11 protein-coding genes and 1 pseudogene are annotated in these 11,728 nt (G+C 56.3%); 3 read left to right on the forward strand and 9 right to left on the reverse strand.

Translation table 11 applies throughout. The features are described from left to right. The first annotated feature begins 42 nt into the window (after window positions 1–42). Window positions 43–954, forward strand: coding sequence for a LysR family transcriptional regulator (locus M2S36_RS02240; RefSeq protein WP_233687466.1), 912 nt, complete (start codon window positions 43–45; stop codon window positions 952–954). Between the two features lie 54 nt (window positions 955–1,008). Here M2S36_RS02240 and M2S36_RS02245 read toward each other — a convergent pair. Next, window positions 1,009–1,339, reverse strand: a pseudogene (locus tag M2S36_RS02245) (aldehyde dehydrogenase); the annotation flags it as partial. A gap of 188 nt (window positions 1,340–1,527) precedes the next feature. Here M2S36_RS02245 and M2S36_RS02250 point away from each other — a divergent pair. Next, complete coding sequence (locus M2S36_RS02250; RefSeq protein ID WP_333956641.1) at window positions 1,528–2,568, forward strand: alpha/beta hydrolase family protein; 1,041 nt, start codon at window positions 1,528–1,530, stop codon at window positions 2,566–2,568. A gap of 233 nt (window positions 2,569–2,801) precedes the next feature. Here the strand turns inward: M2S36_RS02250 and M2S36_RS02255 are convergent, their stop codons facing one another. Beyond that, window positions 2,802–3,341: a DUF6196 family protein gene (locus M2S36_RS02255; protein WP_233687468.1), complete on the reverse strand. Its 540-nt coding sequence runs from the start codon at window positions 3,339–3,341 to the stop codon at window positions 2,802–2,804. 47 nt (window positions 3,342–3,388) lie between these two features. Between M2S36_RS02255 and M2S36_RS02260 the strand changes: the two genes are divergently transcribed. Further along, window positions 3,389–4,297, forward strand: coding sequence for a LysR family transcriptional regulator (locus tag M2S36_RS02260; protein ID WP_333956642.1), 909 nt, complete (start codon window positions 3,389–3,391; stop codon window positions 4,295–4,297). Between the two features lie 195 nt (window positions 4,298–4,492). On the opposite strand, the gene M2S36_RS02265 is transcribed toward M2S36_RS02260, so the two are convergent. The 7 genes from M2S36_RS02265 to M2S36_RS02295 form a co-directional block, all read right to left on the reverse strand. Beyond that, window positions 4,493–6,901 carry a TonB-dependent siderophore receptor gene (locus M2S36_RS02265; RefSeq protein ID WP_333956643.1) on the reverse strand — a complete coding sequence of 803 codons (2,409 nt, stop codon included), beginning with the start codon at window positions 6,899–6,901 and terminating at the stop codon, window positions 4,493–4,495. 81 nt (window positions 6,902–6,982) lie between these two features. Then, complete coding sequence (locus M2S36_RS02270) at window positions 6,983–7,981, reverse strand: FecR domain-containing protein (RefSeq protein ID WP_207830191.1); 999 nt, start codon at window positions 7,979–7,981, stop codon at window positions 6,983–6,985. Beyond that, entirely contained in the window at window positions 7,978–8,484 is a 507-nt protein-coding gene (locus M2S36_RS02275) for a sigma-70 family RNA polymerase sigma factor (RefSeq protein WP_207830195.1), read from the reverse strand. The genes M2S36_RS02270 and M2S36_RS02275 overlap by 4 nt, the downstream gene beginning before the upstream one ends. A 214-nt stretch (window positions 8,485–8,698) precedes the next feature. After that, window positions 8,699–9,001 (reverse strand): putative quinol monooxygenase, encoded by a 303-nt coding sequence (locus M2S36_RS02280; protein WP_207830198.1) that lies wholly within the window; start codon window positions 8,999–9,001, stop codon window positions 8,699–8,701. A 227-nt stretch (window positions 9,002–9,228) separates the two neighbouring features. Further along, complete coding sequence (locus M2S36_RS02285; protein WP_207830201.1) at window positions 9,229–10,329, reverse strand: low temperature requirement protein A; 1,101 nt, start codon at window positions 10,327–10,329, stop codon at window positions 9,229–9,231. 208 nt (window positions 10,330–10,537) lie between these two features. Beyond that, entirely contained in the window at window positions 10,538–10,843 is a 306-nt protein-coding gene (locus tag M2S36_RS02290; RefSeq protein WP_243434084.1) for a redoxin domain-containing protein, read from the reverse strand. A gap of 392 nt (window positions 10,844–11,235) precedes the next feature. Next, window positions 11,236–11,727: a GNAT family N-acetyltransferase gene (locus tag M2S36_RS02295; protein WP_063913507.1), complete on the reverse strand. Its 492-nt coding sequence runs from the start codon at window positions 11,725–11,727 to the stop codon at window positions 11,236–11,238. Between the last annotated feature and the right edge of the window lies 1 nt (window position 11,728).

The following is an 11,728-nucleotide window of genomic DNA, read 5'->3' on the forward strand; positions in this document are numbered from 1 at the left end:
GGCTATACAATGGGCTTAATATGCCTATTGAGATTCGCAATAATGAGCGCGCTCGACGCCTTGCCTGACCCCAAGCTGCTGCAGCTGTTCGATGTGCTGTACCAGTGCCGCAGCGTGACCCGTAGCGCTGAACAGCTCGGCCAGAGCCAACCTACTGTGAGCATCTGGCTGGGGCGCTTGCGTGAAGAGTTGAACGACCCGCTGTTCGTACGCACGCCAGGGGGCATGGCCCCTACCCCGCGCGCAGACCAGTTGATCGGGCCATGCCGCGAGGTGCTGGAGTCGCTGCGGCGCCTGACCGCCTGGGAGCCGCAATTCGTTCCGGCCACGGCGCAACGGCGCTTTCGCCTGTGCGTCAGTGATGCCAGCCATATCACCCTGCTGCCCAGCATCCTCAACCACCTGCGTACCCACGCGCCCGGTATTCGCCTGGAGGCGGCGCGCATCGATGGCAATACCGAAAGTGCGCTGGAGTCGGGTGAGGCGGACCTGGCCATCGGCTTTGTGCCTTGGCTGGGCGCGGGGATGTATCAACAGGTGTTGTTCGAGCAGGACTGGGTCTGCCTGAGCAACCCACAACACCCTCGTTTGGGTAAAGGCATGAGCGTGGCGCATTACCAGGGCGAGGGGCATGTACAGATCAGTGCCGGGACCGGGCAGAAGCTACTGGAGGCTGGCCTGGCGCGGGCCGGCATCGAACGCAGGATCATACTGGAGCTGCCAGCGTTTCTGGGCTTGGGGATGATCGTCGGGTCGACCGACCTGGTGGCGACGCTGCCACGGCACATCGGACAGACCCTTGCCGACATGCATGGTTTGCAGGTGCACGATTGCCCGTTTCCAGTGGAGGGCTTCACGGTCAAGCAGCACTGGCACGCACGGTACCAGCAGGACAGCGGGAATCGCTGGATGAGGGAGGTGGTTCGGGCATTGTTTCAGACAGGGGGTGGTTAGAAGACGAACGCGTCCCTCGCCAAGCTTCCTTCCCTGGAGGCATCGGTATACGGATCAAGCAGCAGGCTTGAGCACCACCTTCGTCCAGCCATCATCCCGCGCATCAAAGTGCTTGTAGGCGTCGGGGCCTTCAGCAAGCGTCAAACGATGGGAAATGATCCGGGAAGGCGTGTGCGCCCGTGATGAATGAGCTGCGCCAGGCGGCGGTTGCAGGCTTCACGTTCGCCTGGCCCGTGCGGATGGATTGGCCCTTGAACCAGAACGCACCGAAATCGAAGGCCATCTTGCCCTGCTTCGCCAGGTCGTTCTTCGCCCCCGGATCTTCTGGCACGAACACACCCACGGCGTCGATGCCAGCGGTGGCCTTGGTTGAGGCAACCAGGGACGCGGAGGCCGCTTTCGACCCATAGCTGCCGCTCGTGGAGGACAGCTATCGGCCAAAAGCGGTCGTTCAGTGCCTGTGAAATCAAAAGCGATTCAAAATGATTGCGCGCGCGGGCGCGATGGCTGATATGTTTTCCGCACATCAGGTCGCACCCAACCGACGCTGGCCTCATCAAGGAAGATAAGCCAATGAAAACAGTATTCGGCTTCTTGCTCTATGTCTGCCTGAACATATCCGCATTCGCAGGCTACAAAACCATCGGCTTCCAGGTCTCGACGTTGCCGGGCGCGCAAAATGGCCGCCCGCTGGAGCTGGCAGTCTGGTACCCGAGCACAACCACCGCTACACCACAATTGATCGCTGAGACCCAGGTATTCGCCGGTGCCCTCGCCGTCCGCGATGCACCCCCGGCCACAGGTGCGCTTCCATTGGTGGTACTTTCCCACGGCTTTCGCGGCAACTGGGGGAACCAGTCATGGTTAGCCAGTGCACTGGCTCACCAGGGCTACATCGTGGCGGCAGTCAACCACCCTGGCACCACCACCCACGATCGCCGCACTGAAGCCGCGGCACAGTTGTGGCAGCGCCCCATCGACTTGCAACGGGCCATCGATGCAGTCATGGCCCAGCCGGATCAGTTTGGACGGGTAGCCAAGCGTCAGATCGCAGTGGCTGGCCATTCACTGGGTGGCTGGACCGCGCTGGAAATCGCGGGTGCCCGTTTCGATCCCAAGCGTTTCGTCCAGGACTGCATCACCCGTCCCAAGCTATCCAGTTGCAGCGTTTACAAGCAGATCAATCCCGATAGCGCACCGGCTTCGAAAGCTCGACTGGGCAGCGATCTGCGCGACAAACGTGTCACTGCCATTGTTACCCTGGATCTGGGCCTTTCACGCGGCCTGACCGATGAAAGCCTGATGGCGTTGCCAGTACCGACTCTGGTGATCGCGGCGGGCGCAGCGTCTGAAGATCTCCCTGCACAGCTGGAATCCGCCGCCCTGGCCAAGCGTTTGCCTCCGGCGACGACTCGTTATGTCGAGATCGAGGACGCCAGCCACTTCAGCTTCCTGTCCATGTGCAAACCTGGCGCCACGGCATTGCTTGAAGAAGATGCACCTGGCGATGGCATCATTTGCCAGGACGGCGTTAACGCACGACCGCGCGCGCTGATACAGGCGCAGATTGCCTCGCTGATTACCGAGTTTCTGGAACAATCCTTTCGCCACTGACAAGCGCTAATTCCGTTGATGGTAGGAATGTCAGATGAATATCTCGAATGGGTTGCTAAAGAGTAAGCAGCCAGCGTACACACCTTGCACGGATCAATCAGGCATCCACAGATGCGCAAGCAGTTGCTAGATATCTCTGGCTCACTGCGTCAGCACATCATTCAGATACGCGCATGGCTGATGACCATTCAGCCGCGCAGAAGCCGAGATCTGGGGACACTCGAACGTATCCGCTACAGGGAAACTGCCACCTCCCCGTCCGCTTGGCCATCCACCAAAGCCTGGATCTCTGCGAAAATATCTGAAGCCAGGCTGGCCGGGACGCCCCAATAATCAAAGATCCCGCCCTCATCTCGATTCTGGCCACAGGTCACAAAAACGCCGGTCCCAAACTTCTGCTTCAGGCGCATTGCCAACCAGCCAACGAAACCGCTGTTGTCGGAGCCTTGCGGAAAATGGAATCGGAAGACGCCGAACAGCTCTTGCTCGACGTCGGCACAGGGGACCAGTTGACTCCACACCTGGTCATCTCGTACGAGCGCCAGTGCATCAGGGCGAGCGGCATCAGGAAACGATGACAACGGAAACTCGAGAAAGGCGTAGGTGCCGGGGAAGAGCCTCAAATGGGCTTGGGTAATGACGTGCAACAATCGACGCTCCGTATCCTGGACTGTTTCATGGGAAATGTTCACCATTTCAGACTCTCCGTTCAGTAAAGCGCGCAGCGCTTCTTTTTTATTGACCGAGGCGATACTAAGCACGAAGATCTTCAAGATAAATGCTCAAAAATCAATAACATTAACAACCAAAGATTGTAGATATGGATAAGCTAAAAAGCATGGCGGCGTTCGTAGCAGCAGCCGAGTCAGACTCCTTCTCGGCAGCAGCTGCCGTGTTAGGCGTGACGCCGCAGCTGATTGCCAAACAGGTCAGCAATCTGGAATCTGAGCTAGGTCTTAAATTGATCACCCGCACCACGCGCCGACAAAGCCTGACCGCCGTGGGCAGGGACTATTACTTGCGCTGCAAGGCTATCCTGAGCGACGTTGAAGACGCCGATCAGCTGGCGCTGTCAGCAAACTCGACTCCGCGCGGAAAAATCCGTATCAGCGCCCCCTATAATTATGGTTCTCATCGACTCATCCCGTTCCTGACCCAATACCTAACGCGTTACCCAGAAACGGAAATCGAGTTGGAGTTGACTGACAGGTTCGTGAATGTCGTAGAAGAGGGATTCGAAGTCGTGTTTCGGCTTGGCAAACCCCAACTGGCCGATAGCGCGGCATTGGTTCAGCGCGGCTTGAGACCTTTCAGGATGTTTGCTTGCGCATCTCCCGCTTATCTGTCACGAAAAGGGACCCCACTCCATCCCGAACAACTCGTGGACCATGATTGTCTGGGCTATCTGTTCTCCGATCGAATGACGGACAAACTCTGGCGATTCACCAAAAACATGCAGACGTTCACGGTCCCCATTGCGAGTCGACTGAAAGTCAATAACACCCTGGCCAAGGTGAACGCCGCATTGTCGGATTTCGGCATCACGCTGTGTGTCGAGGATGTACTGATGCCCTATGTGCAACGGGGGGAGCTGGTCGTACTCTTCGAGGAATTCGAAGGACCCACGTATCCCGTCAATCTGATCTACCCCCTCGACCGTCGCCCCTCCGCAAAGCTCAGGCACTTCATAGACGAAGTTGTTGCTGCATTGGGTTCGCCGCAGGCTTAGCAGGTTCCGGCCCTGGGTGAATGGCAGCTAATCGCCCCTCTGTCTGGCTCGAACCGCCGGGAAACCACGAGTCGAGCGCCACAGGCGCACTCTCCCGAGCCATCGATTCCCAGTAGTGCCGATTGCCGTTGGATTTGCGGGCGTCGATACTGGATTGAAACCGATGGCTCCGGTTCAGCACGAAGCGCGCGAACGTCAGAAGTTGTACTTGAAACCCGTCATGATGTTTCTTGGAGCACCGTACATACCGTGGTCGCCGGCATAGCTGAGGTATTCACGGTCGAACACGTTGTTCAGATTGACTGACGCACTCAGATGCTTGTTGAAGTCGTAGCGAGCCAGGAGGTTGGTGACGGCATAGCTACCCTGAGTGAAGGTGTGCAGGTCGGCACCGGTTTTGCTCTGCCAGTTCACACCGCCGCCAAGGGTGAGCTTGTCCAGAATCCCCGGCAGGCGATAGCTGGTGAAGGTCTTGAGACTGTGGCGAGGCAGGGTGGTAACGATACGCTGGTCGTCAGCGTCGGTGCTGACTGCATAGGCATAACCGGCAGATGCCTGCCAGCCTTCGGCCAGCTCTCCGTCCAGGGTGAATTCAGCGCCTTTGGTAGTGGTTCCCTGCTCCGACTTATACGTGTTACCGCCTGGGGTATCGATCCAGATCGCCAGGTTGTCCTGCTCGATCTTGAACAGCGCGACGCTGGAGTTCAGCTTGCCGTCGAAGTGGCTTCCCTTGACGCCAACTTCATACCCGGTGCCCTCCATCGGATCCAGTGGTTTGTTGTCGATGTCGCGAACCCAGGACGACTGTGGGTTGAAGATTTTCGTATAACTGGCATACAGCGACCACGTATCGTTGACGTCATACACCACGCCAGCATACGGGATGTAGACGCCGGTTTCCGCCTCCTTGGTCTTGGTTTGCTCGGCGTTGTAGGGTTTATCCTCGATGTCACGATGCCAATCGATCACGCGGCTACCCAGCAAGACACTGAGATCGTCGGTGGCGTGCAGGCGCGTGGCGAGATAAGCGGCGTATTGGGTTTCGTCGGCAGTGGATTTGCCAGTGACGTCGAATTCCGGTTTGGCCGAGCCGCCGTTCCAGTTCAATAGGTTATCGATCGCGCCAGCCGGAGAGCCGGAATAGTCGTATTTCCAGCCGCCGTAGCTTGGCACGTCCTCGTAGTAGTTGGACAAGGTCACGCCGGCGATCAATTCGTGCTCGCGGCCCAACAGACCGAACGGGCCGGTCAGGTAGGCATCGATGTTGTTCTGGCGCGGGATGCCGGAGAAGCGCACTGGCAACTGAGTGGTGCCGCTTCCGTCCGGGTTGAGGCTGCCGTTGACGTAGTTGAAGACTTCATCAAACTTGTTTTCGGAGTGGGTCAGCTCGATCTTTCCGCTCCAGCCATTGGCGAACTGCTGTTCGATCGAGGTAAAAAAGCTGGTTTGCTCATGGTCGTTGTAAGACCACGTTTGAGCCGAATTGAGCGAGCGTTTTAGGTTGGTGCGAGACCCGTCGGTGAAGCGGGACGGCAGGCCGGAGCGCATGGGCGAGTCAACGTCTGTGCGTTGATAACTGAAGCCCATTGTCAGCAGAGTGTCTTCAGTCAGGTCGAACTCGGTAATGCCGTAGATCAGCTGCGAGTCCTGCTTGTAGCGGTCTACCCATGACTGCTCTGTCTTGAAGTCGGCGACCAGACGACCGCGTACGTTGCCGGTTTCGGTCAGCGGGCCAGATACATCAAAGCCAGTTCCGTAGCGGTCCCAGTTACCAGCTTCTGCGGTGACGCTGGCCTGAGCCTCGGAGGTCGGACGCTTGCGGATCAGGTTGATCGTCGCTGAAGGGCTGCCCAGGCCGCTGATCAGGCCGGTAGCACCGCGCACCACCTCCACCCGGTCATACATGGCCATGCTCTGGGTGTAATTGTCCATGCGCTTGACGGTAGGCACACCATCGATTTCAAAGTTCTGAACCTCGAAGCCGCGCGAGAAGTAACCATCGGATTCGGCACCCAGCCCGTCGCGCAACACGATGATGCCCGGTGTGGCATCGAGGGTATCGCTTAGATTGGTCAGGCGCTGGTCATCCAGGCGCTGGCGGGTCATGACGGTCAGCGACTGCGGGGTCTCTTTGGGGGTCAGGTTCAGACGGGTGGAACTGCTGGATGAGTAGGTGGTGTAAAGCCCGGTACCTTCTGTAGTAGACCCGGGCGCTTTGCCCGAAATTGAAATGCTTTGAAGCTCCAGCGCGGTAGAAGCCGGCGCTCGCTGGAGGGTGTATCGCCCATCCGGCTGGCGCACCGCTATGAGCTGGCTGCCCTCAAGCAGCGCCTGTAGCGCACCGTCGACCGTGTAATCACCCTTCAAGCCAGGGCTGTTTTGTCCGGCAATCAATTCATTGGGAAACGACAACAACAAATGGGCTTGCTGGCCCAGGTGATTGAGCGCAGTGCCCAGTGGCGCCGCAGGGATTTCATAGTGTTGCACGCTGCTATCGGCGGCTGCCCACACTGGCGATGAACTGGCAATCAGAACCGCCGCGGCGCAACCCAGGGTGCTGGCGAGCGGGGTTGCGTAGCACGACGAAATACTGCGGTGATGCATGTGAAGTTCCCCGATGTCTTTTGATGTATGGCCTATAAGTCTCGCCAGAAATCAAAACGGCTCATCGAAGACGAAAATAGTTCAAACGGTTGCCGGCAAGGCGCGCAAGTTGACCCATAGGCGAGTGAAACGCTGGACATCCAGTTTCAGCGTCTGGGCAACGGCATCGATGATTCGATCGCTGTCTGCCAGCGGGTAGGATCCCCATACACGCAGGTTGGCCAATGCGGGGTCGCACCCGAGATGCCCATGACGATACCGACCCAGTTCATCCAGGAAAGCCTGGAGCGGTTGGCCGTTGGCGACGATCATGCCTTCTGCCCAGGCCGGAGCGTTTGCTTGCAGTGCATCCTGATCGAGCAGGCCGAGCGCCCCGAAACGAGCCAGTTGCCCGGCCTGCAAGGAAGTCCACGTGCTCGCTTTTGCCGGGCTTACCTGAAGTGAGCCACGATAGACCGCCAACTGAGTCGAGCCATTGTCAAATTGGCGTACCGTGAAGCGCGCCGAGGTCGCCTGTGCGCGAATCTGAGTGGCTTCGATGGAGAGTGCCTGGTTCAAAACCGTGTCGACCAGGATCTCGCCGCTGAGTAATCGAAGGTGCCAGCGATGATCTGTATGACGAACATTTATCGCGCTGCGGGTATTGAGATCAAACGACAGATTGGCGTTCAGCGCGACGCGTCGCTGCTCTCCAACACCCGTGACGTAATCGGCGCTCAAGCGCGAAACCACTTCGCTGCCTCCGGCCAACCATGCACCCGCGCTTGTGGTCAGCAGCAAGGCCAGGCCCTTGATGGCCCGTCGTCTGCTCAACCCTTCCTGAGAAGAAAGCAACAGGGCCTGTCGGGCAAGGTTTGGATCGCCCTGGGTACGCAATGAGTCTAGCTGCGCAGCCAGGGCCAAGGCCCTTTCCCAGGCCAGCTCATGCAAGGGGTGTTCACTACGCCATGCCATGAAGGCGGCCTGTGCGGGTGAATCAAAATTAGCTTCCTGCATATCGAGCCACCATGCCATCGCCTCCTCACACATTTTCGGTGATGGCGCGGGTTCTCGGGTAAAGGCGTTTTCGGTGATCGTCATTCCAGCGCTTCCGTCACCAGCATGCACTGCGCACCTGCCTTGATGATGTGGCGTTTGACGGTAGCGATTGAAATACCCAGCCGCTCGGCAATTTCCCCATGGCTGAGCCCATCCAGTTGCGACCAGAGGAATGCCTTTTTGACGGCGATATCCAACTTACAGAGTGCTTCGTCGAGTCGAACCAGCGTCTCGAAAATAATCAATTGGGTCGCCAGATCCGGCAGCACGTTTTCGTCTTCCGTCTGGATCGCATCCAGATAGGCTTTTTCCAGGCGTGTGCGGCGGTAGTGGTTTGACAGGACACTGCGTGCCACCTTCGCCAGAAACGGTCGAGGCTGCCGGACTTCCAACGCCTCTTTGCTGAGCAACAGGCGCATGAAGGTGTCCTGCATCAAATCAGCGGCGCGGTGTGAGCAGCTCAATTGCCGATACAGCCAGCGACGCAGCCAGCGGTGTTGCTGTTCGTAAAGAGCCGTGAGCTGAGCACTGTCGACGGATGCCATGAGTTGCCACTGAATAGACGCAAATGAGACTTAGTATCATATGCAACTATTGGGCTGTCGACAAGGACGCAGAATGTCTGCTTAGGGTCGAAAGCTTTCGGCCTTGGTTGGCCGCTTTCGACCCATTGCTGCCTCCCGAGAAGCGGGTAACGGCTGGCAACTTAGCCTTCACGTGGCGGCAGGAACGTTGATCGGAATGTCTTGTTGGGCTTCCTTAGCCGGGTAGCTTGGCAGCAAGGACATCAACTTTCTCGATTGACGGCGGTTTGGTAAACAGCTCGGCAGCCTTTGCCATAAGCGCCGCTGCGACCTTTCCCGAAAGATGCGCTTGTCGCCCAGCTTCATCCGGGAAGGCGTCAAAGATGCCAAAGGTGGAAGGCCCCAAGCGGATTGCGAACCAAGCGGTGGTGGCAGGCTCCTCCTCCACTATTGGAAGGCCGCCCATGAGAAAGCTCTCTACATCCTTCTCTTTCCCGGGTTTTGCTTCCAGACGAACGAACAACGCTACGTTGACCATGACGTGGCTCCTGTTGTTACGGTGCGGCTGGCGCTATCAGGTCGCGATAGCCACAAGGGGCATCCGACTCTTAACTATGGTCGATGATGGCAGGATTACAAACCCCAAAAGACCAAGGGTAGCGGCGGGTGGCGCACGGGTAGTGAGAATGACGTAGTGGGCGGCGTGTAAGCCGCAAGCCAGCCGCTTGATCACTTTGTCCCAATCTGCGGTCTAATAGTAGTGATTCAACGATATCTGAAATTTAGGAAAACATAAGAGATCATGGTTGCTGTCAGGCCGACCAATATGTACTCGACGCGGGGTAGGAATATGACCAATACACCCAAAGAAAACACGATCAAGGTGTTTTGCAGTATGTATTTCCTTATTCTACTTACGGCTATGAAATAGCCATACTGCTTGCCTAGGAAAAACAAGGCCATGCCGATGAGCGACATAATCTGGAAATCGCGCATCGCAATGTCATTCAGGATCGCATGCCTGATCAAATTAGCCAGGAGTGCAAGCCCCATAAAAAGAAAAAGGTGCGAGTAGATCAAGGAGTGCCCGCTCATTCTGATTTGATTTTTGCTCAGCAGGTAAAAGCTATCAAAGTAGATCCACCATATACTGCAAATCATGATAAATCCGGTGATTGCCGCCATCACATTATAGCGATCCCATTGAATGTCAGATAAGCCTCCAGAAAGGCTAAACACTGACTCACCCAATAAAATGAGCGTGAGCAAGCCTATCCGTTCAATCAAGTGTTCTGTATGTGCCGGCAATGGTTTTAGTTTAGTCCAGAAAAAAACAGGAAGCAAAATATCAAGAATGATTCCAATATAAGCAACAAAGTAACGCGCGGGCGGACTAAAAAGAACTGATGAAAGACTAACAACTGCGCTAACTAACAGGGCGAAGCCAAGCCTAGAGGAGAGTTCGCCACGAGAATCGAGCTTGCTTATGGACGAAATGTACATGATGCTGATAATGGCACGTATACCAAAATAGCAGGCAATAATAAGCGGGTAGTTAACTTCCAGGTCTTCTCCGATCCGTGCAGATAGCACAATGAGCAGCAGCATTATGAATAATGTTGCCAAACGGTGAAGTTTGCTGTCTGTATCAAACCTATTGGAGTAAATCGTGTGACTGGACCAGACCCACCACAGTGGTATAAAAAGCAGCAAAAAAGTCCATAATTGCCCATGCTCAAAGTGGCCTTGATGAACATGTCCGAGAGTATGCGTAACCTGGCCAATTGTAACAACAAAAGTCAGGTCAAAAAACAACTCCAACCATGTGGCGCGTCGATTTTTTTCATAATATTTCAAAGACTTCATTAGCTGCCGGCTCCGTGTACACCTCTTTAATGAAGAAGGCAGCTGACGCTGGCTTTCCCTCGGCTCTGGGGTGGGTGATACCAAGCCGATGTCGCTCTCTACCGATTTCGTCCACGCACCAAGAAAAGTTCAATCATCTGAATCATCTCGTTGAACTCTGGAACCCCGTCATAGCGAACCGCATCAATGTAGAATGTTGGGGTGCCGTTCACGCCGCTTCGTACCCCGCCATTGAAGGCGGCTTGAATTTTGGGGATGTAAGTATCCTCTCGGCGTATTCTCTGAATGTGGGTAGCAACTGGTTGTACAATGTCAGTTGGTCACCGCACACCGAAGTCCAGTCAGCGGGATAAAACGCCAGTACCACGGGATTTCCCTTGAGTTCACGCAGCGACAACTGTTGATCAGGAGTTGCGTAAAGGGTGAAGTTGGGCGCGACAGTGCCGGCCGGCAGCGGCCCCTGAACCAGATCGCCATTCGTTTCTTTTGCATCATCAAATTCTGAAGTTTTCATTGCTTGAACCTTGATAGATGGGTGGTTGGGGCGTGCTCAGTGGGATACGACGTGCCCGGCGGGATAACTCCATCCACCATCAAGGGGTTTACAAAAGACAACGGTGCCTCGATCTCAGCCTGAGCCTGAGTGATTTCGGCAACGAAACGTTCACGTTCCGCATCACGGAACACATGGAGGTCCGCCGTGTAATCGCGGAATTGGATTTAGGCCAGTTTGGCTGGGAAAGGGTCGGATTAGCTCTGGCTCACCAATAACTATAGTCGTTGGTGAGGCTTACCGTTGTCGCTGAGCGAATTTTCGGTATCCTCCAGTGCCAACAATGCCACTGAGCGCTTCTGGCCGTTAGCTGTCCTCAACGAAGGGCAGCTATGGGTCGAAAGCGGCCACTCTCAAGTAATGGATTTGGCCATTTCCGAGGTGCCAGTCCAACCGGTCTGCTCGTAGACCGGTTTGCCCGTCCTGGTGGCGTGCAGGACAGCGAAGGTGATTCCTCGGCGGGCGAACTCGGCATCAGCTGCTTGCATCAAGGCCGAAGCCAGGCCTCGGCGGCGGTAGGCCGGCTGGACGAACACATTCAACACATAACCACGCTTGTCCTGGGTTGGGTGCGATGGATGTGGCGGCCAATCAATGCTCATCAGGCCAATGGCTGCGACCGGTTGGTCGCCATCCAGGAGTTTGAACCCGTAATACCGACCGTCACCGAGCCGCTCCTCCAGCCAAGGGCGAAAGTGCTGAGTCATGACCTGTAGCTCTGCAGGGTCCCCGCCCGCCTCAAGAAACATTTCCTGGCGGTGCGAGCAGATCATTTCTGCGTCGGATGGCCCCACAGGCCGGCACTCCAGACCGGAAAATCCTAAACATCCTTGTAATTCGCTCATC

Source organism: Pseudomonas sp. SF2, assembly GCF_036858055.1.
Lineage (GTDB): Bacteria > Pseudomonadota > Gammaproteobacteria > Pseudomonadales > Pseudomonadaceae > Aquipseudomonas.

Excerpts from the sequence above, each read along its gene's own strand:
- M2S36_RS02295 (WP_063913507.1), bottom strand. The coding sequence starts at position 11,727 with ATGAGCGAATTACAAGGATGTTTAGGATTTTCCGGTCTGGAGTGCCGG.
- M2S36_RS02285 (WP_207830201.1), bottom strand. The coding sequence starts at position 10,329 with ATGAAGTCTTTGAAATATTATGAAAAAAATCGACGCGCCACATGGTTG.
- M2S36_RS02270 (WP_207830191.1), bottom strand. The coding sequence starts at position 7,981 with ATGACGATCACCGAAAACGCCTTTACCCGAGAACCCGCGCCATCACCG.
- M2S36_RS02260 (WP_333956642.1), top strand. The coding sequence starts at position 3,389 with ATGGATAAGCTAAAAAGCATGGCGGCGTTCGTAGCAGCAGCCGAGTCA.
- M2S36_RS02290 (WP_243434084.1), bottom strand. The coding sequence starts at position 10,843 with ATGAAAACTTCAGAATTTGATGATGCAAAAGAAACGAATGGCGATCTG.
- M2S36_RS02275 (WP_207830195.1), bottom strand. The coding sequence starts at position 8,484 with ATGGCATCCGTCGACAGTGCTCAGCTCACGGCTCTTTACGAACAGCAA.
- M2S36_RS02240 (WP_233687466.1), top strand. The coding sequence starts at position 43 with ATGAGCGCGCTCGACGCCTTGCCTGACCCCAAGCTGCTGCAGCTGTTC.
- M2S36_RS02250 (WP_333956641.1), top strand. The coding sequence starts at position 1,528 with ATGAAAACAGTATTCGGCTTCTTGCTCTATGTCTGCCTGAACATATCC.
- M2S36_RS02280 (WP_207830198.1), bottom strand. The coding sequence starts at position 9,001 with ATGGTCAACGTAGCGTTGTTCGTTCGTCTGGAAGCAAAACCCGGGAAA.
- M2S36_RS02265 (WP_333956643.1), bottom strand. The coding sequence starts at position 6,901 with ATGCATCACCGCAGTATTTCGTCGTGCTACGCAACCCCGCTCGCCAGC.